General features: G+C 64.7%; 31 protein-coding genes. 16 read left to right on the top strand and 15 right to left on the bottom strand.

Features of this window, described 5'->3' with window-relative positions:
- Nucleotides 1-401: 401 nt before the first annotated feature.
- The gene (locus tag E5Z01_RS10775; RefSeq protein ID WP_135229353.1) at nt 402-791 is read right to left on the bottom strand and encodes an NADH-quinone oxidoreductase subunit 15; all 390 of its coding nucleotides are present in this window, start codon (nt 789-791) and stop codon (nt 402-404) included.
- 90 nt (nt 792-881) lie between these two features.
- Between E5Z01_RS10775 and E5Z01_RS10770 the strand changes: the two genes are divergently transcribed.
- Nucleotides 882-1,193 carry a c-type cytochrome gene (locus tag E5Z01_RS10770; RefSeq protein ID WP_135229352.1) on the top strand — a complete coding sequence of 104 codons (312 nt, stop codon included), beginning with the start codon at nt 882-884 and terminating at the stop codon, nt 1,191-1,193.
- Nucleotides 1,194-1,497: 304 nt separating this feature from the next.
- Here E5Z01_RS10770 and rlmN read toward each other — a convergent pair whose 3' ends face one another.
- Together rlmN and E5Z01_RS10760 are read right to left on the bottom strand one after the other, a co-directional pair.
- Complete coding sequence (gene rlmN, locus E5Z01_RS10765) at nt 1,498-2,541, bottom strand: dual-specificity RNA methyltransferase RlmN (protein ID WP_135229369.1); 1,044 nt, start codon at nt 2,539-2,541, stop codon at nt 1,498-1,500.
- Nucleotides 2,542-2,754: 213 nt separating this feature from the next.
- Nucleotides 2,755-3,954: an AI-2E family transporter gene (locus E5Z01_RS10760; protein WP_135229351.1), complete on the bottom strand. Its 1,200-nt coding sequence runs from the start codon at nt 3,952-3,954 to the stop codon at nt 2,755-2,757.
- A gap of 285 nt (nt 3,955-4,239) precedes the next feature.
- On the opposite strand from E5Z01_RS10760, the gene E5Z01_RS10755 reads away from it, so the two are divergent.
- Entirely contained in the window at nt 4,240-4,779 is a 540-nt protein-coding gene (locus E5Z01_RS10755; RefSeq protein ID WP_135229350.1) for a DUF2721 domain-containing protein, read from the top strand.
- On the opposite strand, the gene dinB is transcribed toward E5Z01_RS10755, so the two are convergent.
- The 3 genes from dinB to E5Z01_RS10740 all read right to left on the bottom strand — a co-directional run bounded on the left by dinB (nt 4,752) and on the right by E5Z01_RS10740 (nt 6,953).
- On the bottom strand, nt 4,752-5,816 hold the full coding sequence (dinB, locus tag E5Z01_RS10750) for a DNA polymerase IV (RefSeq protein ID WP_135229349.1): 1,065 nt from the start codon (nt 5,814-5,816) through the stop codon (nt 4,752-4,754). The genes E5Z01_RS10755 and dinB overlap by 28 nt on opposite strands.
- Nucleotides 5,817-5,913: 97 nt before the next feature.
- Nucleotides 5,914-6,201 (bottom strand): hypothetical protein, encoded by a 288-nt coding sequence (locus E5Z01_RS10745; protein ID WP_135229348.1) that lies wholly within the window; start codon nt 6,199-6,201, stop codon nt 5,914-5,916.
- Nucleotides 6,198-6,953 (bottom strand): sulfite exporter TauE/SafE family protein, encoded by a 756-nt coding sequence (locus E5Z01_RS10740; RefSeq protein ID WP_135229368.1) that lies wholly within the window; start codon nt 6,951-6,953, stop codon nt 6,198-6,200. Before E5Z01_RS10740 ends, E5Z01_RS10745 begins: the two co-directional genes overlap by 4 nt.
- Before the next feature lie 141 nt (nt 6,954-7,094).
- Here E5Z01_RS10740 and trhO point away from each other — a divergent pair, with 141 nt between their 5' ends.
- Nucleotides 7,095-7,997 carry an oxygen-dependent tRNA uridine(34) hydroxylase TrhO gene (gene trhO / locus E5Z01_RS10735; RefSeq protein WP_240738299.1) on the top strand — a complete coding sequence of 301 codons (903 nt, stop codon included), beginning with the start codon at nt 7,095-7,097 and terminating at the stop codon, nt 7,995-7,997.
- A 145-nt stretch (nt 7,998-8,142) separates the two neighbouring features.
- The gene (locus E5Z01_RS10730) at nt 8,143-8,844 is read left to right on the top strand and encodes a histidine phosphatase family protein (RefSeq protein ID WP_240738298.1); all 702 of its coding nucleotides are present in this window, start codon (nt 8,143-8,145) and stop codon (nt 8,842-8,844) included.
- A gap of 69 nt (nt 8,845-8,913) precedes the next feature.
- On the opposite strand, the gene E5Z01_RS10725 is transcribed toward E5Z01_RS10730, so the two are convergent.
- On the bottom strand, nt 8,914-9,369 hold the full coding sequence (locus E5Z01_RS10725) for an Hsp20/alpha crystallin family protein (protein ID WP_135229346.1): 456 nt from the start codon (nt 9,367-9,369) through the stop codon (nt 8,914-8,916).
- A 408-nt stretch (nt 9,370-9,777) separates the two neighbouring features.
- Between E5Z01_RS10725 and pyrR the strand changes: the two genes are divergently transcribed.
- Genes pyrR through pyrE form a run of 7 tightly spaced genes read left to right on the top strand, consistent with a single transcriptional unit; the run spans nt 9,778 to nt 14,789 of the window.
- Nucleotides 9,778-10,329, top strand: coding sequence for a bifunctional pyr operon transcriptional regulator/uracil phosphoribosyltransferase PyrR (gene pyrR, locus E5Z01_RS10720; protein ID WP_135229345.1), 552 nt, complete (start codon nt 9,778-9,780; stop codon nt 10,327-10,329).
- The gene (locus E5Z01_RS10715; protein ID WP_135229344.1) at nt 10,326-11,270 is read left to right on the top strand and encodes an aspartate carbamoyltransferase catalytic subunit; all 945 of its coding nucleotides are present in this window, start codon (nt 10,326-10,328) and stop codon (nt 11,268-11,270) included. Before pyrR ends, E5Z01_RS10715 begins: the two co-directional genes overlap by 4 nt.
- Nucleotides 11,271-11,290: 20 nt before the next feature.
- Nucleotides 11,291-11,737: a DUF3995 domain-containing protein gene (locus E5Z01_RS10710; RefSeq protein ID WP_135229343.1), complete on the top strand. Its 447-nt coding sequence runs from the start codon at nt 11,291-11,293 to the stop codon at nt 11,735-11,737.
- Nucleotides 11,734-12,081, top strand: a complete 348-nt coding sequence (locus tag E5Z01_RS10705; RefSeq protein WP_135229342.1) for a hypothetical protein — start codon at nt 11,734-11,736, stop codon at nt 12,079-12,081. The genes E5Z01_RS10710 and E5Z01_RS10705 overlap by 4 nt, the downstream gene beginning before the upstream one ends.
- Nucleotides 12,078-12,998 (top strand): hypothetical protein, encoded by a 921-nt coding sequence (locus tag E5Z01_RS10700; protein WP_135229341.1) that lies wholly within the window; start codon nt 12,078-12,080, stop codon nt 12,996-12,998. The genes E5Z01_RS10705 and E5Z01_RS10700 overlap by 4 nt, the downstream gene beginning before the upstream one ends.
- 22 nt (nt 12,999-13,020) lie before the next feature.
- A complete protein-coding gene (locus tag E5Z01_RS10695; RefSeq protein WP_135229340.1) occupies nt 13,021-14,277 on the top strand; it encodes a dihydroorotase in 1,257 nt (418 codons plus the stop codon).
- Entirely contained in the window at nt 14,274-14,789 is a 516-nt protein-coding gene (gene pyrE / locus E5Z01_RS10690) for an orotate phosphoribosyltransferase (protein ID WP_135229339.1), read from the top strand. The genes E5Z01_RS10695 and pyrE overlap by 4 nt, the downstream gene beginning before the upstream one ends.
- Before the next feature lie 53 nt (nt 14,790-14,842).
- Here pyrE and E5Z01_RS10685 read toward each other — a convergent pair whose 3' ends face one another.
- Nucleotides 14,843-15,022 (bottom strand): hypothetical protein, encoded by a 180-nt coding sequence (locus E5Z01_RS10685; protein WP_135229338.1) that lies wholly within the window; start codon nt 15,020-15,022, stop codon nt 14,843-14,845.
- 153 nt (nt 15,023-15,175) lie between these two features.
- Between E5Z01_RS10685 and E5Z01_RS10680 the strand changes: the two genes are divergently transcribed.
- Nucleotides 15,176-16,216 carry a metallophosphoesterase gene (locus tag E5Z01_RS10680; protein ID WP_240738297.1) on the top strand — a complete coding sequence of 347 codons (1,041 nt, stop codon included), beginning with the start codon at nt 15,176-15,178 and terminating at the stop codon, nt 16,214-16,216.
- Here E5Z01_RS10680 and E5Z01_RS10675 read toward each other — a convergent pair.
- From E5Z01_RS10675 to E5Z01_RS10660, 5 genes are all read right to left on the bottom strand, one after another.
- Nucleotides 16,206-16,694: a GNAT family N-acetyltransferase gene (locus E5Z01_RS10675; RefSeq protein ID WP_135229337.1), complete on the bottom strand. Its 489-nt coding sequence runs from the start codon at nt 16,692-16,694 to the stop codon at nt 16,206-16,208. The genes E5Z01_RS10680 and E5Z01_RS10675 overlap by 11 nt on opposite strands.
- A 20-nt stretch (nt 16,695-16,714) precedes the next feature.
- Nucleotides 16,715-16,960: a glutaredoxin domain-containing protein gene (locus tag E5Z01_RS10670; RefSeq protein WP_119761955.1), complete on the bottom strand. Its 246-nt coding sequence runs from the start codon at nt 16,958-16,960 to the stop codon at nt 16,715-16,717.
- A 9-nt stretch (nt 16,961-16,969) separates the two neighbouring features.
- Nucleotides 16,970-17,125: a hypothetical protein gene (locus tag E5Z01_RS19515; RefSeq protein ID WP_167757871.1), complete on the bottom strand. Its 156-nt coding sequence runs from the start codon at nt 17,123-17,125 to the stop codon at nt 16,970-16,972.
- A 135-nt stretch (nt 17,126-17,260) separates the two neighbouring features.
- Entirely contained in the window at nt 17,261-17,884 is a 624-nt protein-coding gene (gene infC / locus E5Z01_RS10665; protein WP_135229336.1) for a translation initiation factor IF-3, read from the bottom strand.
- A 180-nt stretch (nt 17,885-18,064) separates the two neighbouring features.
- Complete coding sequence (locus E5Z01_RS10660; RefSeq protein WP_119761960.1) at nt 18,065-18,448, bottom strand: S1 RNA-binding domain-containing protein; 384 nt, start codon at nt 18,446-18,448, stop codon at nt 18,065-18,067.
- A 177-nt stretch (nt 18,449-18,625) separates the two neighbouring features.
- Between E5Z01_RS10660 and E5Z01_RS10655 the strand changes: the two genes are divergently transcribed.
- Together E5Z01_RS10655 and E5Z01_RS10650 are read left to right on the top strand one after the other, a co-directional pair.
- Complete coding sequence (locus E5Z01_RS10655) at nt 18,626-19,207, top strand: chromate transporter (RefSeq protein WP_135229335.1); 582 nt, start codon at nt 18,626-18,628, stop codon at nt 19,205-19,207.
- A gap of 13 nt (nt 19,208-19,220) precedes the next feature.
- A complete protein-coding gene (locus tag E5Z01_RS10650; RefSeq protein WP_240738296.1) occupies nt 19,221-19,745 on the top strand; it encodes a chromate transporter in 525 nt (174 codons plus the stop codon).
- A 70-nt stretch (nt 19,746-19,815) separates the two neighbouring features.
- Here E5Z01_RS10650 and E5Z01_RS10645 read toward each other — a convergent pair whose 3' ends face one another.
- Nucleotides 19,816-20,556, bottom strand: a complete 741-nt coding sequence (locus tag E5Z01_RS10645; RefSeq protein WP_135229334.1) for an alpha/beta hydrolase — start codon at nt 20,554-20,556, stop codon at nt 19,816-19,818.
- A gap of 144 nt (nt 20,557-20,700) precedes the next feature.
- On the opposite strand from E5Z01_RS10645, the gene E5Z01_RS10640 reads away from it, so the two are divergent.
- Both E5Z01_RS10640 and E5Z01_RS10635 read left to right on the top strand, forming a co-directional pair.
- Nucleotides 20,701-21,297 (top strand): tetratricopeptide repeat protein, encoded by a 597-nt coding sequence (locus tag E5Z01_RS10640; RefSeq protein WP_135229333.1) that lies wholly within the window; start codon nt 20,701-20,703, stop codon nt 21,295-21,297.
- 53 nt (nt 21,298-21,350) lie between these two features.
- Nucleotides 21,351-21,545, top strand: coding sequence for a YgaP family membrane protein (locus E5Z01_RS10635; RefSeq protein ID WP_135229332.1), 195 nt, complete (start codon nt 21,351-21,353; stop codon nt 21,543-21,545).
- A 63-nt stretch (nt 21,546-21,608) separates the two neighbouring features.
- On the opposite strand, the gene aspS is transcribed toward E5Z01_RS10635, so the two are convergent.
- Nucleotides 21,609-22,904, bottom strand: coding sequence for an aspartate--tRNA(Asn) ligase (gene aspS / locus E5Z01_RS10630; RefSeq protein WP_420810841.1), 1,296 nt, complete (start codon nt 22,902-22,904; stop codon nt 21,609-21,611).
- Between the last annotated feature and the right edge of the window lie 664 nt (nt 22,905-23,568).

Below are 23,568 nucleotides of genomic sequence, written 5' to 3'. Positions count from 1 at the left end.
GCGCGGATTGCGTTGGGGGCAGGTGAAAACCTGGACGGCCTTACGCTTGAAGGTGGCCCTCATCGTTGCCGCCTACAACTTACGCTTCGCACCTCCGCCCTTCGTTGTCAACCCCTAATCGCCGTTCTTCCTGACGGTGAGGACAGCGAATTCATCTGCTCGTTTCACATTGAACGGTATCCACTACATTTTAATTGTGCGCTCCCGACAAATTGAGAAAAGCCCTCATCTCCTCTTCGCAAGAGGGCAAGGGGAATTGAAGCGGCTTTCACCTAACTTAACGCTGGGTCATCCTGCGCCCAACTCGCCTCCACCGTACCAGGTGAGCGACCACTCGAACAAGAGCAGAGGCAGGCGCGGCCGGTCAGTTGACTCGGCCGCGCCTGCCCCGGTTGTCCGCCCTACGCGCTGCGGGTGGTCATGCCGCGCTCGGCGCCGTTCAGGATGGTCGCCAGGCGCTCGCGGGTAAAGGGGCGCTTGCCTTCCAGCAGACCACGCGTGCCGGCGTGCAGGTGCCAGTGTTTGCTACCGCCCATCAGGCGCAGGCTCACGCCCTTGAGCTGGGCGTGTCGGGGGCTGACGCCGGCCACGAAAAGCGGCTGGCCCTCGGCATTCAGGCTGGCGCTCATGACCGTGGTGGGCAGGTCGTAGGGGCGTTCCATGCGGTAGATGTAATCGGGGAAGTCGGCGACCTTCTCGAAGGTCAGGCCGCGCTGCTGCGCTTCGGCTTGCATCCAGCCGAGCAGTTCGAGCCATTGGGCGTACAGGGCGTCATCGTTCGCGTGTGCCATTTCCAGCCAAGTGTAATGCAACAGGGCCGCGCAGCGGGGACCGGGACACTCCTCACCCCCTGACCTACCGGTCAGGCGTACACTGTGGGCATGAAAAAATGGATTCTGGCCGCCACCGCCCTGAGCTTCCTGACCTTCGCCAGCGCGGCTCCCAGCGCCGCCGCCGGCAAAAAAGTCTTTGACGCCAACTGCGCCGCCTGCCACGGTGACAAAGCCCAGGGCGCCATCGGCCCCAGCCTCAAGGACGCCAGCAAGTGGAAGTACGACCTCTTCAAACGCGCCCTGAAGCAGGGCAAAGACGACAAGGGCGTTCCCCTGAAAGCCATGATGCCCAAGTTCCCGAAACTCAGCGACGCCGATATGAAAAGCCTCCAGCTGCACCTGAAAGCCGTCACGAAGTAAACTTCCACCGTCCATGCGGCCCTCCCCTCTTCCCCGAAGAGAGGGCTTTTCTTTTCTACCCTCAGCCCGACAACATAACGGTTCCATCAGACCGAAGGCCGCCGGGCGCGCGGCGCACGGGCCTGACACTGCGAAACCGGACGTTCAACACATTCGGCCCTGCTGCTTTAAGCCCCTTCCCAGCGCCAACAACTGCAAATAACCACCCCTGCCCAGTGCCAACAAAAGCTCCCTGGGGATAGGGGTCTGGGGGACTGGGGAAGTCAGCAAAACCATATGACCGGCCCCCACTCTCTAGAGGAGCTTACGCCCCCGCATACCCGTCACCCGTCGCGGCTGTGGGCCGTTTCAGCGCCAGCTGTCCGCAGGCGGCCCCGGCATCTTTGCCGCGTGAGCGGCGCACCGACACGTCCACACCCCTGGCCTGCAACGTGTCGTAGAACGCCTGAATCTGCTCCTCGGTGCTGCTCTCGAAGCCGCTGCCGTCCCAGGGGTTCATGGGAATCAGGTTCACGTGGCTGACCAGGCCGCGCAGTAGGTCGGCCAGGAGTTCGGCCTGCCAGAGGTGGTCGTTGAGGCCGCGCAGCATGGTGTATTCCATGGTGATACGGCGGCCGGTGACCGCCTGATACTCGCGGGCGGCGGCCATGATCTCGGCAATGGAGTTGGCGGCTCCGGTGGGGATGATGCGCTGGCGGGTGTCCTCGTCGGGGGCATGCAGGCTGATGGCGAGCTTGATGCCCAGGTCATCTTCCTCGGTCAGGCGGCGAATGCCCTTGGCGATGCCGACGGTGGACAGGGTGATGCGGCGCTTGCTCATGCCGAGCGCCTGCGGGTGCAGCAGGATGCGGGCGGCCTGCATGGTGAAATCGTAGTTCAGCATGGCTTCGCCCATGCCCATGAACACCAGGTTCCTGATCTCGCGCGGGGCAATGCCTTCGCCGCCCGCCACCGCCAGAACCTGCCCCACGATTTCGCCGGGGGTGAGGTTGCGGCCGAAGCCCATGGCCCCGGTGGCGCAAAAAGCGCAGCGCGCCGGGCAGCCGACCATGGTGGACACGCAGATGGTCTTGCGGTCGAGGTAAGGCATGTACACGGCTTCCATCTGCCGCCCGTCGAACAGCGTGAACAGGTACTTGACGCTGCCGTCGTGGCTGCGCACCGTCTCGATGTCGCGGAAGGGATTGAGGCTGTACTTCTCTTGCAGCTCGCGCCGGGTGTCGGCGGACAGGTTGGTCATGGCGTCGAAGGTGCCGACGCCCTGCTCGAACACCCACGAGAGCAGCTGAGTGCGCCGGAAACCGCTCAGGGGGTACTGATCGGGGTGCAGGTCAAGGAGGAGGGGCAGAGGCATCAAAATAGTCTACCGCATTTGCCAAAAAGATGGCGAAAAGCACGGCATCTTTCTGGCCGACTTGCAAAGCTGCGCAGCGCGTGAAAAACGACTGAATTTGCCGCAGCCGTCGGGAAAGACGGTGCAGTTATCTAAATGGACTCATGCGTGGAAGGGCACCCCGCATGAGTCCACTTTCCAACCTACTCTGGCCAACCTACTCTGGCATCAATTCTGTTTGAAGGGCGAATGCAGCAGGTCATCGTCGGTGGCGGGCGTGGGGGTGGCTTCCACGGCCAGCGGGGCGGGGCGAATGCCCTCATGGGCGGGGCTGTAGAGCCAGTAGCGCGTTACCCAGCGTTGCAGCAGGATGGCGGCGGGAATGGCCAGCAGCGCGCCGGCCAGCCCGAAGGCCGAGGCGCCGATCAGCACAGCCACCATGATGCCGGCGGCGCTGATGTTGCTGGCGCGGCCCATGACCATCGGGGACACGACGTTGAAGGCCACCTGGTTGATGGCGAAGTACAGGATACTGACGCCGATCAGGGTATTGGTGCCCTGCGGAATGGCCTGGAGCAGCACGGGAATGGTGGCCAGCACCATGCCGAAAAAGGGAATGAGGGCCAGGATGCCGGTCAGGAGGGCCAGTGCCAGGGCGTTGGGCACCTTCAGCGCCAGCAGGCCGGCCCCGGCGATCAGGCTGATGACGCCGCCGGTGATCAGCGTGCCACGCAAATAGATGCCGAACGACTGGCTGACGTCCTCGGAGAGGCGGGCCGCCACCGATTGCCACTGGCGCGGCAGCAGGCCCAGCAGCATGCGCCCCGGCTGGGCATGATCCACCATGAAGAACATGGCCAGGGTCAGCACCACGGTGGCCTGCCCCAGCCAGCCCAGCACGCCGGTCAGGCGGCCCATGATGGCGGAGTTGGGGTTCAGCACCTCGGCGGTGATGGGGCCGATGTTCGCGCCGACGTCGCTGACCTTTTCGCGCAGGTACGTGACCAGCTTGTCTTCCATCTGGGCCACCGCCGGAATGTCGCGGTGCGGGTCGAGCCAGCCCTGCACCAGTTCCGGCAGGCGGCTGAGCAGCACCGGCAGGCCCGCCAGAAAACTGGTGACCTGCGTGGCGACCGTCCAGATCAGCAGACCCGTGACCGCCAGGAACCCCAGCAGGATCAGCAGGATGCTGCCGCCGCGCCGCAGACCGCGTTTCTCCAGCCACACCAGCAGCGGGTTGACCACGTAGGAAATGGCGTAGGCCACGCCAATCAGGACGATGGCGCCCATCACCTGCCGCGCCAGTCGCCAGGCCAACAGCACCAGCAGCGCGTACACGGCGGCCCGGATCAGCGGTTTCCTCCACAGGTGCAGCAGGTACTCGGGGACAGTGTGGGCGGGCTTTGTGGGCAGTTGGGGTGGCGTCAAGGGCGGGTCTCCTGAAGGTGCGGCGCCTGTGCAGGGAAAGCGGCGCGTGACTCAGCTTAGCCGAGCGCGGAAATGCTCTTGTGAGGAAGGCCAAGACGGCCTTGAGGGTGTGGCGCGCCCGGCCAGCGAGTTCCACACCGTCCAATACCAGAGAATGGCGGGAAAGTGCCGCCATCCTCTTCCCTCTCCCGCAGCACGTCTGTTTGCTGCTCACTTCGGTTCAGGAAAGAAAGATAGCCACACAACAAGCGCTCTTTCCGCAATGGGTATAACCTGCCCTCAGGTATGGCCGACCAGAGTTTAAGTGTCCTGACCGCCATGATCACGCCCGCCGTGCTGATCAGCGGCGCGGGCACGCTGATCATGAGCACCAGCGCACGGCTGGGCCGCAGCACCGACCGGGTGCGGGCGCTGACGGCGCGCTTCAAGGAACTGGTCAGCGAGGAAGGGCAGCGCCAGCCGCTGGCCCGCGAGGAAAAAAGCATGATTATCGCGCAGCTGCCGCGCCTGACCCGCCGCACGCGTTACCTGCACCGCGCCCTGCGGGCTTTTTACCTGGCGGTGATGTTGCTGGTGCTGACCAGCTTGCTGATCGGCGTGGAGAGCCTCACGGCCCGCAGCATGGGTATTTTGCCGCTGCTGCTGGCCATTGCCGGGGCTTCGGTGCTGGCAGTGGGCGCCGCCCTGCTCAGTGTCGAGTCGGTGCACAGCAGCACCACCACCAAGCGCGAGATGCGCTTTCTGGAGGAACTGGGCGCCCATTACGCCAGCCTGTACGACCGGCCGCCCAGCGAAGGTCACAGCAGGCGGGGCGGCGGGTCGTAGGGAGGCACCAGGCCCGCGCAGGTGATGCCCAGCAGGCGCACCGCCCGGCCCTGCACGAGTTCCGGCGTCACCAGGTTGGACGCGACCTGCGCCAGTTCCCCGGCGTGCCAGATGGCGTGCGTCAGGGTGGTGCGGCGCGTGACGATGCTCCAGTCGTCGTACTTGATTTTCAGCACCACGGTGCGCCCAGCCAGGCCCGCGCGCAGGAGCCGGCGCTCGACACTCGTGGCGATGGGGGGCAGCGCCTGCCGCACCACCTGCACGCCGCGCAGGTCGTCGCCGTACGTCTCCTCCGCGCCGATGCTCTTGTGTGGGCGGTGCGGGTCGACGGGGCGGTCGTCCAGCCCGTGGGCGACGCGCCAGTAATGCTCGCCGACCTTGCCGAACCACCCGGCCAGCTGGGCCGGGTCGCTGCGCCGCAGGTCGGCTCCGGTGTGGATGCCGTGTGCTCGCAACCGCGCCGCCGTGGCCGGGCCGATGCCGTGGAAGTCCGTGACGGGCAGCGGGGCCAGCAGTGCCTCCACCTGCTCGGGCAAGATGACCGTCAAACCGTCGGGTTTGTGCAGCCCACTCGCCAGTTTTGCCAGGAACTTGTTCACGCTGACGCCCGCCGTGGCGCTCAGGCCGGTGCAGTCCAGAATGTCGCGCTTGATGCGCCCGGCCAGGCGCGTGGCACTCGGGCCGCCTTTCAGCGGGTAAGTCACGTCCAGGTAAGCCTCGTCCAGCGACAGCGGCTCGACCAGCGGCGTGAACTCGTGAAACACCGCGCGAATCTGCGTGCTGACCTCGCGGTACGCCTCGAAGCGCGGCGGCACCACCAGCAGCTCCGGGCAGCGTTCCAGCGCCCGGTACAGCGGCATGGCGCTGCGCACGCCGAACACGCGGGCCTGGTAACTGGCGGTCAGGACCACGCTGCGTTTACCGCCCCACGCCACCGCCAGCGCCCGCCCGCGCAGCGCCGGGTCGTCGCGCTGCTCCACCGAGGCGTAAAACGCGTCCATGTCCACGTGAATCACCTTGCGAACCGGGGCGCTCATGGGGGAAGTTTAAGGCGGGAACATCACCGGGTGTCCGGCGCGGTGTGTGTGGGCGTAGGGCGAGAGAGCAGTCCTGGGCCTATGCCGCAAGCTCACTTCACACAAATTGTTTGACTAGAAACACCAGGGCCAGCCCGCCGAGGGCCGCGAGCGCCGCGAGGCTGAGGCGGCGATCCCGCTGCCAGGCGGTCACGGCGACCCACAGGGTGGCCAGCACCGGCACGGTGCCGATGCTGATGACGCCCAGGAACGACAGGCGCGGCACTAGGACGCCCAGCGCCAGGAGAACCAGCGTGACCCAGAACCCGGCGGGGTACAGCCAGGCGGGCAGGCCGGCCAGTTCGGCGTGGTCTTTGTGATGTTGTGGCGTTTCACGCGCGGTCATGCGTGCCCCCAGTACTTCCACAGCAGTTGCCCGGCGGTAAACAGCAGCAGCAGGCTGAAGAACAGCTTCAGTTGTGCGGCGGGGATCTTGCTTTGCAGCCCCGCGCCCAGGCGAGCACCGACCAGCACCCCGAAGGCCACCCCGGCGGCCAGCCGCACGTCCAGCTGACCGCCCGCCTGGTACACCAGCGCGTTACCGACAGCGGTGAGCCCCATGATGAAGGTGCTGGTGGCGATGGCCTGGCGGATGGGCATGCCGCCCAGCAGGTTCATGACGGGCACCTGCACGGTGCCGCCGCCGATGCCCAGCAGGCCGCTGGTGATCCCGGCCAGGGTCATGGCGGGCGGCACCAGGCGCGAGGGCGGGCGCTCGACCTCCACGCGCTTCAGCCCCCTCAAGAGGTTGTAGGCGGAGTACAGCAGCAGCAGGGCAAAGACGGTCGCCACCGTTTTGGCAGGCAGCACCAGCCCCAGGAAGCTGCCGATGGCCCCGCCCACGATGGTGAAGGGCGCGAGCATATACCCGGTTCTGGCCCGCACCAGGCCCTGTTGCAGGTAAGCCGCCGCGCCCGACAGCCCCACCGCCAGCACACCGATCTGCGAGGCGGCGATGGCCTGCGTGATGGTCAGGTGATGCCCGAACAGCGGCATCACGAATTCCAGGGCAGGCACCACCACCACGCCGCCGCCCAGGCCCAGAATGGCCCCCAGCACGCCCGCCAGCAGGCCCACCCCGATAATGGCCAGGGTCAGCACGCTCGACCACACTTGATTGGCATAAAGGGGAAGCTAGCACGCGGGGCCAGGACGGGCCAGACGGGAATTTAGGCATGCGCGGCTCATATCTCTCCCGCTCAGCACGGTTTTCAGTCACGGCCCGGTATCATGCGGGGCGTGAGTTCCGGCGCGCGTTCTTCCCAGCCTGTTTTTATCGTGGCGGCCCTGTACCAGTTCCGAGCGCTGAGTGACCCGGCGGGGTTGCGTGCGGCGTTGCTGGCGCTGGGCGGGCGGCTGAACCTGTGCGGCACCCTGGTCGTGGCCGGGGAAGGCATCAACGGCACGGTGGCCGGGTCGCGTGAGGCGATTACGGCCCTGCACGACTTTCTGCTGGGTGCCGGGTTTACTGGCCTGGAGTACAAGGAGTCCACGGCCACCGAGCGGCCCTTCAAGCGCTTCAAGGTGCGCCTGAAAAAGGAGATCGTGACGCTGGGCGTGCCGGTGGCCCCGCGTGAACAGGTGGGCACCTACCTGACCCCGCAGGAGTGGAACGCCCTGCTGGAGCAGGAAGACGTGATTGTGGTAGACACCCGCAACCGTTACGAGGTGAAGGCCGGCACTTTTAAGGACGCCATTCACCCGGACACCGACTCGTTCCGTGAGTTTCCGGCGTGGGTGGACGAACACCTGGCGGGGGCGCAGGGCAAGAAAATCGCCATGTTCTGCACCGGCGGCATCCGCTGTGAAAAAAGCACCAGCCTGCTGCTGGAAAAAGGTTTTCAGGACGTGTACCACTTGAAAGGCGGCATCCTGCAATACCTGGAGGACATGCCGGAACCGGAAAGCCGCTGGCAGGGCGAGTGCTTCGTGTTCGACGGCCGCGTGACGGTGGGGCACGGCCTGCGGGAAGGCGGCGCGGTGATGTGCCACTCGTGCGGCTGGCCGCTGAGCGCCGCTGAGCTCACGCATCCGCACTTCGAGGAAGGCGTGAGTTGCCCCCACTGCTTTAGCCAGACCACACCCGCGCAGAAGGCCGCGTTCCGGGAACGCCAGCGCATGTATGACCGCCAGCAGCCCTGAATGGGGGTCACGGTGGTCATGGCGGAGAGCAGGTCTCCGAACTCCGTGCTGCCGAGAACCTCACTCCGCACAACTTCATTCTTCGCCCTGATCGGACAAAAAGCACGGCGTTCTTTTGTCCAATGCTCTAGTGTAGAGGCGTTTCATGATGCCTGAACCCGAGCTTGCCCCCCCAGACGCGAAGCACCCGACCCCCAAATCCCGGCCTGCAAGCCTCATTCTGGTGCGCCACGGTCAGACCGCGTACAACGCCGAGCGGCGCTGGCAGGGCCACCTGGACGCCCCGCTGGACGACACCGGCCGCGAGCAGGCCCGCCGACTGGCGGCGCACCTGCGGGCGCAGGGGATCAGCGGCCCGGTAATTCACGCCAGCGACCTGAGCCGCGCCTACGCCACCGCCGAGGCGCTGTTCACGGCGCTGGGCGGCACCCTGCACGCCCAGGCGGCCCTGCGTGAAATTCATGTGGGCGACTGGGAAGGCCGCCTGTACGACGATGTGGCCGCCGTGCACCCAGAACTGAGCCGGCGTTTCTGGAACGGCGACCCGCACGCAGGCGCCCCCGGCGGCGAAACGCCCGCGCAGGTTGCCCGGCGCATGCACGAGTTTGCGCTGGCACACTGGCCCAGGGCAGGCGAAAGCGTGATTCTCGTCTCCCACGGCGTCGCCATCACGGGCCTGCTGGCCACGTTGCTGAACCTCGACTACGGGGCCAGCTGGGCTTCGCGGACGACCGAGCACCGCAATACGGCTTACAGCGTCCTGCAGGTCGACCCCATTACCCGGGAGACCCTGGCGGTGGACATCGCCCGGACAGATCACCTGCACCTGGCCAGCGCCGCCCCCTGAAAGCAAACATGAAAAAACCCCCGCATGCGTGACGGGGGGCTTTCTCTATACCGGGAGACCAGAGGCGAATCAGCTCTGTGCGTCGGCCTCGACCGTCTTCGGCTGGCTGGCCTGACCGCCAGTGCGCACGGTGATGCTGCGCTTCTGGGCGGCTTCACTGCGCGGGACTTTCAGGGTCAGGGTGCCGTGGTCGAAGTCGGCTTCGACTTTGCTCAGGTCGTACTTGGTGGGAATGCTGAAGGTGCGGGTAAATGTGCCGTAAGCGCGTTCGACGCGGTGGGCGGTCTTGCCCTCCACGCGGCTGTACTTGCGCTCGGCCTGCACGGTCAGGGTGCTGTTCTCGGCTTCGATGTTCAGGGTGTCGGGGGACACGCCTGGCAGATCGAGGGTCAGTTCCAGGCCCTGCTCGTCCTCGTGAATGTCCACGGGCGGGCTGAAACGGGCCACACTGCTGTTGCCGGTAAAGCCGCGATCCATGCGCTGGGCCAGTTCTTCGATTTCACGGAAAGGATCAAATCGCATCATCTGATGTACCTCCTGAGATGAAACTTGAGCGCCTTGCACTCAGATATATCTATAGTAAAACCTGAGTCTTATTGTGTCAAGTTTAGTGCGTGTTTATCTTGGTGACCTGTGGCCCATTGCCTGAAACTGACAACAGCAGCCCTCAGCGCGTCCTACCTGGGCTGGACACTCCCGGGCTTGACCGTCCCCACTGACTTTGCCGCCTGCTACACTCTGGAGCGGCCCGGGCAACACGGCCCCGGCAAAACAGAAAGTCCATCTCTCCGCAGTCCCGTGAGGCTGCACCCGCCCAGAGAGGCAGGCCCAGTGAGGCAAGAGAAGGAGTAGGTATGCAAGAAGCACATCGGAACCGTCAGCACGCGCTGCACGGGCGTTTTTTTATGGCCCCCGCCCCGCAGGAGGCGCGCCGTGGCTGACCCCAAAGCCACCATCCTGACCGCCGACGAATTGCGGCGCGGCCTGACCCGCATCGCGCACGAGATCGTCGAGCGCAACAAGGGCGCCGAGAGCCTCGCCATCATCGGCATTCACACGCGCGGCCTTCCGCTGGCCGAGCGCCTGGCGCAGAAACTCAGTGAACTCGAGGGCGTTGAAGTGCCCATGGGCATGCTGGACATCACGCTTTACCGCGACGACCTCTCGGAAGTGGCGCACCAGCCGATCATCCGCGAAACGCGCGTGCCGTTCGATATCGCGCACCGCCGCGTGATTCTGGTGGATGACGTGCTGTACACCGGCCGCACCGTTCGCGCGGCGCTGGACGCGCTGATCGACCTGGGCCGCCCCGAGGGCATTCAACTGGCCGTCCTGATCGACCGGGGGCACCGTGAGTTGCCCATTCGCGCCGACTACGTGGCAAAAAACCTGCCCACCGCCCGGCATGAGGTCGTGAAGGTGAAATTGCAGGAAACGGACGGTGTGGACATCGTGGAACTGTGGGATCTGGAGGACATTAAATGACGAGCCCCACACCCCACACGCCCCGCCCCCGCCACCTGCTGGACTTCCAGGAGTGGACGCCCGAACGCCTGACGGCACTGCTGGACAACGCCGACACCATGCTTCAGGTGCTCGACCGGCCGGTGAAGAAGGTTCCGGCGCTGCAAGGCCAGACGGTGTGCCTGGCGTTTTTCGAGAACAGCACCCGCACCCGCACCAGCTTCGAACTGGCCGCCCGCCGCATGAGCGCCGACGTGTTCACCTTCGCTGCCGGCAGCAGCAGCGTCAGCAAGGGCGAGAGCCTGCGTGACACGGTGGAAGTCCTGACGCAATACAAGGTGGACGCCTACGTAGTGCGCCACCACGCCAGCGGCGCCGCGCACCTGGTCGCCCGCTACACCGGCAAACCCGTCATCAACGCCGGCGACGGACGCCGCGCCCACCCCACTCAGGCCCTGCTCGACGCCTACACCATCCGGCAGGAATACGGCAGCCTGGAAGGCAAAAAGGTCACCATCATCGGGGACGTGCGCCACAGCCGCGTGGCCCGCAGCAACGCCGAACTGCTGCCCAAATTGGGCGCGCAGGTCATGCTGTGCGGCCCCGCCACCCTGCTTCCCGCCGACCTGGCCGCCCTGCCCGGCGTGACTGTCACCAGCGACCCGCGCGAGGCCGTCAGGGGCGCACACGCCGTCATGGCCCTGCGCCTCCAGCAGGAACGCATGACGGGCGGTTACCTGAGTAGCCTCCAGGAGTACGCCGACCAGTTCCAGGTCAACGAGAAACTGATGGGGGAAGCCGAGAGCGGCGCAATCGTGCTGCACCCCGGCCCCATGAACCGCGACCTGGAAATCAGCACCGAGGCTGCCGACGGCCCACGCAGCCGCATCCTGCGGCAGGTCGAGAACGGCCAGGCCATCCGCATGAGCGTCCTGTACCACCTGCTGGTCGGACGGGAGTAAGTCTGCCCCCAGCCCCTGCCATGCGGGCCGTGAGAATCGCCTTCCTCGTGGGCGTGATTCACGCGGCGTTCAGCCTGTACTGGGCGCTGGGGGGCACGTGGCTACTGGATACGGTGGGCCAGAGGCCGCAGGATTTCGTGAAATCTGGCCCTCTCAGTGCAAGTCTGGTGCTGGGCCTCATCGCGCTGTTCAAGGCGCTGGCGGCGGTGATTCCGCTCCTTAACGCGCAGGGCCGCCTCCCCTGGCCAAAGCTCTGGCGCGGGATCAGTTGGGTGGGCGGCGTGTTCCTGGTGCTGTACGGTGGCTTCGTGACCCTCACCTCGCTGGCCGTGCTGGGCGGACTCGTCAACTTCGGGGCTTACGACCGTCCGGCCATGCTGGGGCACGCCTTCCTGTGGGATCCGCTGTTCCTGATGTGGGGAGTGGCGCTGGTGTGGCACCTGTGGCAGACACGGAGGAACGCTTGAAACGAATTTTTACCCTGGCACTGTTGCTGCTGAGCGCCTGCAAGCGCGAGGCCACGCCCGCCTCCACGGAGGCCGAGGCGCTGGATTACGTGCGGCTGGTGCGCGTGGCGGTCAGCAACGCCTACTACGAAACGGGCAAGGCCGTGCCGCCCACGCCCTGCACGGACGACCTGTTCGGCATGAAGAAAACCAGCAAGTTCCTGAACCTGGAGCGCTGCAGCGCGCAGACGGACGCTGCCGGAAACGCCCTGATCGCGGCGGTGTTCAATGGCGACATCGCCGTGCTGAGTGACGCCCAGGGCGTGCGGCGCGTGCCGGTTTCAGAACTGCCGGGGGGCAAGTGAAGCGGGCCGCCGCCTTCACCACGCTGCTTATGCTGAAGGCCTGGGTGGGCGCGTGTTCCCCGGCAGTCTATGGGCCGGATTCACCGCAGGTCAGGGCCGTCCAGAAGTTGAATGCCAGGCTGGTGCGCCTGTCCGGCGAGGCGTTCTGGGGCGTGCTGGGAGTGGAGGCAGTTTCACCTGTAGCCGCTGCACCTGTACCCACACCGCAAGCGGGGGGCGTGGGGCAGGTGCGGGAAGCAGGGCCGTTCTCCTGGGTTCCGCTGGACAGCCAGGTTCAGAAGGTGTGCCAGCCTTCCAGCCCACAGCTGAAGGTCTCGTGCGCCGAGTTCCGTGACGCTCCTGCCGAGGTGGCCCGGCTGCTGAGCCTCGTGTTTTATGGGCAGGCCGCGGTGACGCAGGGGCGCAACCGGTTTCTCTTTCCGTCCGGGCAGGCGGGGCTGTCGGTCATGGTGCAGCCCGTGAAAGGCGGCAGTGTGGTGGTGTACGTGGACAGGGAAACGGCGTTCGAGACGCTGCAAATGCGGGTGTTGCAGGTGGTGGAGCGTGCGGCGGACGTGCAAAAGCAGTTCGGGCAACCCACCTGCGCCCAGTTCGGGCTGCACAGTGATGCCCGCCTGGGTTTCAGGAAGTGCGCGTTTCAACCCCTGAACGCCGAAGTGCGCGAGACGTACCGCCACAAGCCGACCGGGCGGGTCGAGCAGGTGGAGACCATTTATTACCCTCGTCTGGAAGTCCAGCTGAGCCGCGCGGCCGACCGCACAGTGAGCACCGAAGTGACTTATGTGAATGGGCTCACGACCTGCGGAGCGCACCTGGGCTGGAAGACCCCGCCACTGATTCAACGGGGCGTGAAGGTCGAGGAATTGCAGGACTACGAGTTCGTTGGCTTTGAAGTGCTGAGAGACAGAAGCCGTTAATTCACGAAAGAAGAGGTCAACAATGACGTTAACGATTACAAACATCAAGCGTGTGGGTTCTGAGCAACTGGAGTCCGTAACCGTTGAGGACGGAAAAATCAAGGGCTGGAACCTGGGTGACGAAGGTGAGGTGATTGACGGGCAGGGCGGCACGCTGGCGCCGGCCCTGATCGAGTTGCACGCCCACCTGCGCGAGCCGGGGCAGACCGAGAAGGAAGACCTGGCGTCCGGCCTCGCGGCGGCGGCGGCGGGCGGCTACGGCACAGTGGTGTGCATGCCGAACACGCGGCCCGTGATCGACGATCCGGCGCTGGTGCAAAGCCTGATCGAAAAGGCGAACGGCCTGGGATTTGCGCGCCTGAAACCGGCGGCGGCGCTCACGAAGGGCCAGCTGGGAGAGGGGCTGGCCGAACTGAGTTACCTGAAGGACGCCGGGGCAGTGATGTTCACGGATGACGGCCTGACCAACGAGAACGCCCGGGTGCTGCGCCTGGGGCTGGAATATGCCAAGTCCCTGAACATGGTGATCAGCGTGCACGCCGAGGATGCTGGCCTACGCGCAGGCGGCGTGATGAACGAGGGCGTGGTGTCCGAGGAACTGGGCCTGCCCGGCAACCCGGCGGCGGCGGCGGCGGCCCGCGTGGCCCGCGACATGGAACTCGTGGCCCTGACGGGAGCGCGGCTGCACGTGCAGCACCTCTCGACGGCGCGTGAACTGGACATCGTGCGCGAGGCGAAAAAACGCGGCCTGCCCGTCACCTGTGAGGTCTGCCCGCACCATCTCGACCTGACCGACGAGGCCCTGCGCAGCTTCGACGCCATGTACAAGGTCGCCCCGCCCCTGCGCAGCCGTGCGGACGCCGATTATCTGCTGGAAGGGCTGCTGGACGGCAGCGTGGACTGCATCGCCACCGACCACGCGCCCCACACGAAGGCCGAGAAGGAACGCGACCTGCTGGAAGCCCCCAGCGGCATCGCCTACATCGAGATCGCCTTCCCGATCATGTGGACGAAGTTTGGCGCGAAGCTGGGCCTGGAGAAACTCCTCGACCTGATGACCGCTGCCCCCGCCCGCGTGATGGGCTGGCCTGAACCCACGCTGGAAGCGGGCGCTCCCGCCGATCTGGTGGTGCTCGACCTGACCACAGAACGCGAAGTGAACCCCGCCGGGTTCAAGAGCAAGGCGAAATTCACGCCCTGGCAGGGCCAGATGCTCAAAGGCTGGCCGGTGCTGACCGTGGTGAACGGTCAGGTGGCCTTCCAGCGGGAAGAGGCTTGAACCGCAGCGAACTGGCGCACGCCATCCGGGACGCAGCCTTGCTGAGCGGTTCGTTCACGCTCCGTTCCGGCGTGGTCAGCGACTCCTACTTCGACAAGTACCGTTTCGAGTCCGACCCGCGCATTCTGCGGGCCGTGGCCGAAAGCCTCGCTCCCCACGTTCCCGCCGATACGGAGTATCTGGCTGGCCTGGAGATGGGCGGGATTCCGGTGGTGACCATGCTGTCCGCCGTGACGGGCCTGCCGGCCGTATTCGTTCGCAAAGAAGCCAAGGCATACGGCACCTGCCAGCTGGCCGAAGGCGCCGACATCGCGGGCAAACGCCTGACGATCGTGGAGGATGTCGTCACTTCCGGTGGGGCGGTGATCGCTGCCGTCCATGCCCTGCGGGAGCGCGGCGCGGTCGTCGAACACGTCCTGTGCGTGATTGACCGCGAGCAGGGAGGGAAGGCCGCCCTGGAGGCCTTGAACTTACAGGTGACGGCGCTGTACTCGAAAACCGACCTGGGTTGACCATCCAAAAAAGAGGCCGCAAGTTCGCTCCTTGCGGCCTCTTTTCGTTGGCTTTACTTGTCGAGCGGATCTGGATTCTGGCTGTTGATGCGGGCCTGTTCGCGCTCGTTGTTCTTGATCTTGTCGTCGTGGCCTTCCTCGCCGATGCCGGAGTTCACGGTTTCAGGGGCAGCGTCGGGCAAGTCGCGGCGAACGTTGGCGTCGGTGGTGGCGCGGTCTCCTGGATCGGTCATGGTGCAGCTCCTTTCCCTGTGGGAAGTGCAGTCTCGCGCGGCAGGGCCCGCCGGGCATGAGGGACACGCCTATGAAACCGTCATCGCTCCACCGTCAATACTCTGTGCCGAGGCGCTTCCCGCGCGGCGAACCGGGCGGGTTATGCTCCGGTCATGCGTTTGCTGACGGTCATGCTGCGGGGAACGGCGCTGATGGGGTTGCTGGTGGGCTGCGCGCCCTCGCGTGCTCCGGTCACTGTGCATGATCTGGCTGTGCAGGACACGGTCGTTGAACCGGTGCCGCCACGCGTCGAGTACCGCCTGGTGGTCATGGGTGACCAGGGCACAGGTCGGCCCGAGCAGCGGGCGGTGGCGCGGGCCATGCAGGCGGTGTGCCGGGAGTGGGGCTGCGACCTGGGGGTCGGGCTGGGCGACAATTTCTATCCGTCCGGGCCGGCTCGTGTGGACTCTCCACTGTTCCGCGAGCGCTTCGAGAACCTGTACGGCGGGCTGGGCTTTCCTTTCCTGATGATTCCGGGCAACCACGACGAGTCGCTGTTGTGGGGCGGTGACGGCGCCAACCCGGGCGGGGCAGAGGTTCAGGTGGCGTACTCGCGGGTCAATTCGCGCTGGGTCATGCCGGACAGGTTTTACCGCGCCCGGCTGGGCAAGGTGGCCGAGGTGCTCGCGGTGGACACGGCTCCCCTGGCGGCCTACCTGCCCTCGCGCCGGCCCCAGGAGCGTCCGGGAGGGTCGTGGGACGTGGCGCAGCGGGCCTGGTTGACGCAGAAGGCCACAAGCAGCGTGGCCCCCTGGACATTCCTGCTGGGCCATCACCCCCTGTTCAGCAACGCCAGGCATGGAGAGGCCGGGGCCTATGATCGCCTGCCCACCGCCCAGCAACGTGGCGACGCGGTGCACTCGCTTTACAGGTCGGTGTGCGGCGACGTGGACGTCATTTTTAGCGGTCACGATCACGCCCTGCAACTGTTCGCGCCGCAGCCGGAGTGCCCGGGCACCTGGCAGGTGGTCAGCGGCGCGGCCGGACAGGGAGAAAGTGCCCAGCGCGGCCACCGCCCCGCCCTGTTTCAGGAATTCCATCAGCCGGGGTTCACCTGGCTGCGGGTGAACGAATCCGAAGTGAAGCTGCGTTTTTACACGGTGGGTGGCAACGGCACGCCCACGCTGGCCTTCGAGCAGGCAATCACAAAGTAACCGGCAGGCGCAGCAGCGTAACGAGAAAAGACCCCACCTGGCGCTCACCGACCTCTTCGAAACCGAAGCTGGTGTACAGGGCGCGGAGTTTAGCCCGGTCAGCGGCGGTGTCCAGCTTCAACCACGGGCAGCCCGCCACCCGGGTTTCCTGCACGGCATGCCGCAGCATTACGTGAGCTAAGCCCTGCCCCTGGCAGTCCGGCACAACGCCCAGTTTGTGCAGATAACGGGCCTCACCCGGCGGGTCAGCCGGCCAGAACAGGGGGTCAGTGGTCAGCAGGGAGTAGGCCGCGACCGCTTGCCCGCCTTGCCACGCGACCCGCCACGACTCCTGCGGGTAATGGCGCAGGAGCCCCTGAGGCGTGAGGCTTTGCGGGGGCCACAGCAGTTGCCCGCGCCCGATCAGGGCGTTTGCGGTTGCAAGAAGAACGGCCGAGGCCGCTTCAACGTCGCCTGCCGTGACCTTCCAGTCCGGCATGGGCGAGCCCTCCATAAAGATTACAGGCCAGCTTCGGCCAGGAAGGCGTCCAGTTTCTGCGGGCGAAAGCCGCTGAGGCTGTGCGCCACATCGCCGCTGACCAGCGTGGGAACGCTGCGGCGGCCTCCGTTCACGCTCATGACGAACTCGGCGGCCTGCTCATCCTGCTCGATGTTGATTTCCTCGAAGGCCAGCCCCTTAGTGCTCAGGGCGCGCTTGGCGGCGTGGCAGTCGGGGCACCAGCTGGTCGTGTACATCTTGATCATGCTCTTAAGCTAGCGGAAAACAAAGGCGAGAATGCTCATCAGGACACCGATGACGGGTAGGCAGACCCACGGGACGAAAACGAGGTCGCCCAGATAGCCGAACAGCGTCGTGAACGAGCCGACGCTGTTCGCCCACAGCAAGCCCAGAAACAGCAGGTCAATCACAACAAGGTGGCTGTCCTTTCACCCTGAACGCGCTGCGAATTCAATCACTGAACAACCAGGGAAATTTCCCGAATTGGATCATCAAAAAGACGGGGATGACCGGTCATGGTCATCTCCCGTCCGTTGTTGTGGCGTTCAGGCGTTCGCTGGAGCTTCGCTCGCCTCGGGTTGTGTGGGGGGTAGCGTGGTTTCGGCCTTGTCGGCGTCCACTTTGCCCTCTTCGTCAGCGAGGCGCTCTTTCTTGACCGCGCCGGGTTTGGGGGCCATGATCATGTTCATGTCCATGCCCATCATGCTGGGCATGCCTTCCGGCGCGCCGATGTCCGCCAGGGTTTCGGCCACCCGCACCAGAATGCGTTCACCCAGTTCCGGGTGGGTACGTTCACGGCCACGGAACATGATGGTGACCTTGACCTTGTGTCCTTCTTCCAGAAAGCGGCGCACGTGTCCCGTTTTGGTCTTGAAGTCATGGTCATCAATTTTCACACGGAACTTGATGGCCTTGACTTCATGACTGCGGGCGCGTTTGCGATTTTCCTTCTCGTTCTGCTGCTGCTCGTAGCGGAACCGGCCATAGTCGAGCAGGCGGCACACGGGCGGAACGGCTTGCGGACTGACCATGACCAGATCGAGACCCTGTTCACGGGCCATGTTCATGGCGTCGCGCGTATCGATGATGCCGATCTGCTCGCCTTCACCACCGATCAGACGAATTTGCCTGACCCTGATCTGCTCGTTGACCTTGTGTTCTTTCGCTATAGTTCATCACCTCCGCCGCGCCCCGAGCCATGCTGGCTTCGTGGGCGGCTTTGCCAACCTCTTGTGGTGGGCGAACTTCACTTTACCACGCCGGGCACAAGCTTCTGACGACTTGTGCTGTCCCGGCCGTTTACGCTTTCATTAAAGTGAAAATGGCCCGTTCTAAGGGCCACCTACAACTTACTTCTTGCGTTTGGTGGTGGGCTTTTTCCCGCCGCCGCCAGTGGTGGTACGCTCTTTGGCGTCACGCATAAAAGAGCGCAGCTTCGCCTCGAACTGTGGGCTTTGCCGCCCGATAGCGCGGGGACGCGGCACTTCTTCGGGTTCTTCCAGCAGTTCCTTGATGGACAGGTCGAGGCGTCCCCGCTCATCGCGGCCCAGCACCTTGACCTCCACACTGTCGCCCTCACGGACGTGGTCGTGGATGTTCCGCACGAACGAGTGGGCGATCTGGGAAATGTGAACCAATCCCGTTTCACCGTTCTCGAACTGAATGAACGCGCCGAAATCCGTAACGCGTGTGACGCGGCCCTCCGCGACCGCACCAGAATCAAGCTGCACCAAAGGTCTTCTCCTTCACAGGCATGACCGGCAGTTTACACCATTCGCACCCGCTTGTGATACCAACATGAGGAGTTCCCTCTGAATAGACACCAGCGGCGCAAATTCCGTACATAATGTTCAGTGTTGTTCCCAGAGTAGTACTCCTTTTGCCGGGGGGTGGCAGAGTTAGGCTCAGGCATGACGGACACAGCTTTAGCTCGCATCCAGGGGGGGATCTCACCAGGGGCGCTGTTCCAGGTGTTTATGGGGGTGGCGCTGGTCGGCATCGGCGGCGGGTTACCCGCCCACGCCCGCCGCGCCCTGGTGGCACGCGGGTGGATGACCGACGAGGAATTTGCCGAGGTGTTCACGCTGGCGCAACTGACGCCAGGGCCGAACGCCGTGAACCTCGCGGCGATGGTGGGGGTCAGGCTGAGCGGAAAAACGGGCGCAGTCCTGGCCGTGGCGGGCATTCTGCTGCCGGGACTGCTGACCATGCTCGCAGCGTCGTGGGTGACACTGGGCCTCCGTGACGGTCTGCCAGACTGGCTGCAAAGCGCCCTGCACGGCGCCGCATGTGCAGCGATCGGGGTGCTGCTGACCGCCGCCATTCCCGTGGTGAAAGTCGGCCTGGGCATTCGCGGGGGCTGGTTGATTGCCCTGCTCACCTGGCTGGCGCTCGGCGTCCTGAGACTTGACCTGCTGCCCGTCCTGCTGATTCTGCTGGGGGTGGGCCTGCTTATTCACCACCCGCGTAAGCCTGAGGGAAAGCCGCTGTGAAAGGAGAGTCCCTGTGAGTAGCCCAGACCTACTGGGGGCCATGTTCGCCGAGTTCGCGCGGCTGGGCCTGGTGAGTTTCGGCGGGGCGAACCTGGCGGAAATGGAGCGCGTCCTGGTTCTGCAACGCCACTGGATTTCCCCGCAGGTGCTGGCGAACGGGTTTGCGCTGGGGCAGGTCATGCCGGGGCCGAACCTGCTGGCGGTCACGCACTACGGGTACGCCATCGCCGGGTGGAGCGGCGCGGCCGTCGCCACCGCCGCCTTTTACGGCCCCACCGCCTTCCTGAGTGCCCTGGTCGCCGCTCTGTGGTACAGGAACAGACGTCACCCCTGGGCCGTTGCCCTGCGCAACTCCCTGTTGCCCTTCGGGGCAGGCGTCATGCTCGCCAGCCTGCTGGTGCTGTGGCGCTCCAGCGTGCACCACTGGGTCGGTGCCGTGCTCGCCACGCTCGCCTTCGCCCTTCTCTGGAAAACCCGCGTGAACGCTGCCCTGGTCATTGCAGCCGCTGCCCTTATCGGCGCGGTGATCGGACTTTGAAGCGACTGGTTTATGGCAACTGGAAAAACAGCATTCCACCCATATTTTTCCGCGAATTACTTACCAAAGCCTATGCTCCAGCCAGAAACCGGATCGTCTCACGGTGCAGCATGTCCACCTGCTCCAGCGAGTCGTAGGTATGGCCTGCGCCGGGAATGGCGGTCACGTCACAGCGCAGGGCCTGGGCATACTGGATGCCGTAGGCAGGCGGGCAGGTGAGATCCTGATCACCGTGGAAAACGCGGGCCACACCGCCCCAGACGGCGGCCGCTTCCAGGGGCCTTAAGCGGACGACTTCCTGAAGGAAAGCGCGTCCCAGCGGCCAGCCGCCGTAATCGGTGACGGTGGGGGGCAGCAGCCCGCCGCGCAACTGGCGAAGCCAGAGTTCCGGCAGGGCGGGTGACCACAGCGCCAGGCGGTGCGGGTTCACGCTCGCCAGGCTGAGCGCCGCGACCAGACCGCCCATGCTGAACCCCAGCAGCATGACGCGCTCCGGGTCTATGCCGGGCTGGCGGCGCATATACTCGAAAGCCGCCTGAACGTCCTGAACCTCCCGCGACACGGTCATTTCGGAAAAGTCACCCTGACTTTCGCCGCTGCCCCGGAAGTCGAAGCGCAGGCACGCCACGCCACGCTCCGCGAGTTTGCGCGCCAGCAACACGAAGTTCCGGTGGCCTTCAATGCGGTTGCCCGTGAACCCATGCAAAACGACCACACTCGGCCAGCCCGTGGCCGGCGCAGGGGCATCCGGGGTGTGCAGCATGCCGTAAAGACGCTGCTGATCGACGCTGAACTGCGCAAATTGCTCCATGCCGCGCATGATAGTGATTTGGGGCGTGGGCTATGGCCCAGCGCCTCTTCACCGGCGGAAAACCGCACTTCCTTCCATCTTCCACCCGTGAAAACAGGCCTGTCAAGGGCTAATTTACGAGCTGGCCGGGAGTAACGTGAGGGCATGTTACAAGACGTGTGGCTGGCCATCGACGAACGCCGCTACGGGCAGGCGGAGTCGATTCTGCAAACAAGTGACGAACTGCGCCCCACGCGGGCGGGGCAGATGGCACTGGGGTACATTCTCTCGCACACGGGGCGGCACGAGGAGGCGCGGGAGGTGTACCGCAACCTGCGTGAGCAGCACCGGGGGGACGAGTGGGAGCACATCGCCGTTCACCAGCAGGGCCGTGTGGAACGCCTGGCCGGGGAACACCGCAAGGCGCTGGAATTCTTCGCGGAGGAACGCAAGCTGATCGAGAAGCACAGCGACGACCCGCACAAGTTCGCCGCCAACGCCTTCGAGGCCGCGCAGTGTCACCTGGCCCTGCTGAACCTGAAAGAAGCGCGCCACCGCATGACCGAGGCCCTGGAACGCGCCCACCAGCACGACGACCCGGAAATGCTGGGCCGCGCCGAGCGGGGAATGGCCGACCTGAGTCTGCTGGAGGGCCACCCGGACGCCGCGAAACTGCATCTGGAACGCGCTCAGGTGGCCTTTCAGCAGGCCGATGACGAGTTCGCCGTCCGGGAAATCGACGCGCAACTTCAGAATCTTTAGAGCACAACATTCGTCTCTGTTCAGAGAACTGGACTTTTGGGCACAATAGCTCCATGAAAGCCAACGAAGGATCAACTGACCGCTACCTGCGCATCGGCCTCAGTCTCTTTCTGTTCGCGCTCGCGCTGATGACCAGCGGCCTCCCCTCTACCATTCTGTGGGTGCTGGGCACTGTCGCTCTGATCACGGGCCTCTCGGGCTTCTGTCTCGTGTACCGGCTGCTGGGCATGAACACCTGCAAAAGGTAGGGAATCCGGGAAAGAGGCGAGAAAATGTGAAGACCTTCTCGCCTCTTTCCTTTTCTGTGTGCTTTAAGGCGTCAGGCGGTGTCTGTCGCGCGGGAAGGCGCGGGCATAGCGGACATTGCTGATGCCGAGGAGTTTCGCGGTCAGGCGTTCTGCGCCGATGGCGAAGCCGCCGTGGGGGGGCATGCCGTACTTGAAGACTTCGGTGTAGCCTTCCAGCGTTTCGGGGTTCAGTTTATACGCGGCGATGCTGTCCATCAGCATGGCGTGGTCGTGAATGCGTTGCCCACCGGACGTGATCTCGATGCCCCGGAACAGCAGGTCGAAACCGCGTGTGGTGTCGGGGTTCAGGCTGCCGTCGGGGTTGTGGTCGGCATGCGTGTAAAACGGGCGGGCGGCGCGGGGGTACTTGGTGACAAACACGAAGTCACTGCCCTCCGTCTGCGCGAAATGCTGTGACAGCAGGCGTTCAGCTTCCGGATCCAGGTCTTTCCCGCCCACCTGATGTCCGAATTTCTCGGTAACGAGTTGACGGGCGTCCATCAGTGAAATTCGGGGAATGTGCGCGGGCACATCGGGAATGGTGGCGTTCAGCAGCGTGAACTCGTGGGCGCAGCGTTCTTCCAGGCGGATCATGATGGCGGCCAGCAACCGGTTCTCGAGCGCCATGACTTCTTCTTCATCCTGAATGAAGCCCATTTCCACGTCGAGGGACAGGTACTCGTTCAGGTGGCGGCTGGTCGCGTGCTCCTCGGCGCGGTACACCGGGGCGACCTCGAACACGCGCTCGAACACGCCCACCATGATCTGCTTGTAAAGCTGAGGACTCTGCGCGAGGTAAGCGGGCTGCCCGAAGTAATCGATGGGAAACAGGTTCGCGCCGCCCTCCGCACCCGCCGACACGATCTTGGGCGTGCTGATTTCAGTGAAGCCTTCCTGCTGAAGGTGATCGCGGAAGGCCGCCAGAAGTTCAGCCTGCACCTTCAGGGCGGCGCGTTCCTTCAGGCCGCGCACGGTCACCACGCGGTAATCCAGCATGGTTTCCGGGTTCACGTGCCACTCCATCTTGGGAATCTCGACCGGGGCGGGTTCCGTGGCCGCAGAGATCACCCTGAAGTCCTGAACCTGCACCTCGAACCCGCCGGGCGCCTTCGGGTGGGCTTTCACCATGCCGACCACCTCGACACTGCTCTCGGCCAGCGGCAGGGTCAGGCCGCTCCCCACGCACTGCGTGATGCCGCTCACATCGCGCAGCACCAAGAATTGCACGCCCCCCAGGTCGCGGCGGGCGTGCAGGAAACCTTGCATTTTCACGGTCTGTCCCTCGTGCCGAGGCAGTTCCCGCGCAAGCGTTCGGGGCATCGTTTCAGTCTGGGTCATGAGTCGTTCTCCTTCATTGAAAAACCCCCACCTGTTTCAGGTTGGGGGCGCACCGGCACAGCGAACGCGTCCCCTAGTGGGGATCATTATCGTTATTGTTCACTGGCACGGAGATCATTGCCCCGAAGTGTAGCGGGCGCACCTTAAGGCGGTCAAACGTGAAACTAGGCAGGCTGGGGGGTAGAACCGCACACCGTGAATCGCCGGAAAGATGCGCTTTTACATCAGTATTCACGCTTTCTCTAATGGAAGAAGGAGGTTCGTACCCGACTCAGAGCGGGCCTCTGGATTTTTTGGTGAAATTTGTGCGTGAGGGGATAAGCAGCGCGTGACCTTCAGCGGGCCATACCGTCCGAAGGTCACGCTGATTGGTGTGTTCAGGTCAGATAAAACGCCAAAAAACAGTTCGCATGCCTGCGACATCCGGCGAACGGGCGCGGTCGAGGGCCTGAATCAGCGTTTCCGGCCCTGTTGCTGCACCCAATTACAGGGAACAGTCGGCCGTGTGGGCGCGAATGTTCCGCAGGCTGCTGTGAATGAAGTTCGGGTGTTCGCTTGTGTAAACGCCGGCAGACAAGCGGTCGAGCCAGCGGAAAACCCGTCCCCGTGAGTCTCCTACCCAGCCGCACAGGGCTGGCAGGTCGCC

This window comes from Deinococcus fonticola (genome assembly GCF_004634215.1).
Taxonomy (GTDB): domain Bacteria; phylum Deinococcota; class Deinococci; order Deinococcales; family Deinococcaceae; genus Deinococcus; species Deinococcus fonticola.
The sequence above is the reverse complement of the archived record's forward strand: the minus strand, read 5'-3'. Positions and strand labels throughout refer to the sequence as shown.

Bases quoted from the DNA above. Each gene is read 5' to 3' on its own strand.
- E5Z01_RS10775 (WP_135229353.1), bottom strand. From the start codon at position 791: ATGGCACACGCGAACGATGACGCCCTGTACGCCCAATGGCTCGAACTG.
- E5Z01_RS10770 (WP_135229352.1), top strand. From the start codon at position 882: ATGAAAAAATGGATTCTGGCCGCCACCGCCCTGAGCTTCCTGACCTTC.
- E5Z01_RS10755 (WP_135229350.1), top strand. From the start codon at position 4,240: ATGGCCGACCAGAGTTTAAGTGTCCTGACCGCCATGATCACGCCCGCC.
- dinB (WP_135229349.1), bottom strand. From the start codon at position 5,816: ATGAGCGCCCCGGTTCGCAAGGTGATTCACGTGGACATGGACGCGTTT.
- E5Z01_RS10745 (WP_135229348.1), bottom strand. From the start codon at position 6,201: ATGACCGCGCGTGAAACGCCACAACATCACAAAGACCACGCCGAACTG.
- E5Z01_RS10730 (WP_240738298.1), top strand. From the start codon at position 8,143: ATGATGCCTGAACCCGAGCTTGCCCCCCCAGACGCGAAGCACCCGACC.
- E5Z01_RS10725 (WP_135229346.1), bottom strand. From the start codon at position 9,369: ATGATGCGATTTGATCCTTTCCGTGAAATCGAAGAACTGGCCCAGCGC.
- E5Z01_RS10715 (WP_135229344.1), top strand. From the start codon at position 10,326: ATGACGAGCCCCACACCCCACACGCCCCGCCCCCGCCACCTGCTGGAC.
- E5Z01_RS10710 (WP_135229343.1), top strand. From the start codon at position 11,291: ATGCGGGCCGTGAGAATCGCCTTCCTCGTGGGCGTGATTCACGCGGCG.
- E5Z01_RS10695 (WP_135229340.1), top strand. From the start codon at position 13,021: ATGACGTTAACGATTACAAACATCAAGCGTGTGGGTTCTGAGCAACTG.
- E5Z01_RS10685 (WP_135229338.1), bottom strand. From the start codon at position 15,022: ATGACCGATCCAGGAGACCGCGCCACCACCGACGCCAACGTTCGCCGC.
- E5Z01_RS10680 (WP_240738297.1), top strand. From the start codon at position 15,176: ATGCGTTTGCTGACGGTCATGCTGCGGGGAACGGCGCTGATGGGGTTG.
- E5Z01_RS10675 (WP_135229337.1), bottom strand. From the start codon at position 16,694: ATGCCGGACTGGAAGGTCACGGCAGGCGACGTTGAAGCGGCCTCGGCC.
- E5Z01_RS10670 (WP_119761955.1), bottom strand. From the start codon at position 16,960: ATGATCAAGATGTACACGACCAGCTGGTGCCCCGACTGCCACGCCGCC.
- E5Z01_RS10655 (WP_135229335.1), top strand. From the start codon at position 18,626: ATGACGGACACAGCTTTAGCTCGCATCCAGGGGGGGATCTCACCAGGG.
- E5Z01_RS10645 (WP_135229334.1), bottom strand. From the start codon at position 20,556: ATGGAGCAATTTGCGCAGTTCAGCGTCGATCAGCAGCGTCTTTACGGC.
- E5Z01_RS10640 (WP_135229333.1), top strand. From the start codon at position 20,701: ATGTTACAAGACGTGTGGCTGGCCATCGACGAACGCCGCTACGGGCAG.
- E5Z01_RS10635 (WP_135229332.1), top strand. From the start codon at position 21,351: ATGAAAGCCAACGAAGGATCAACTGACCGCTACCTGCGCATCGGCCTC.
- aspS (WP_420810841.1), bottom strand. From the start codon at position 22,904: ATGCCCCGAACGCTTGCGCGGGAACTGCCTCGGCACGAGGGACAGACC.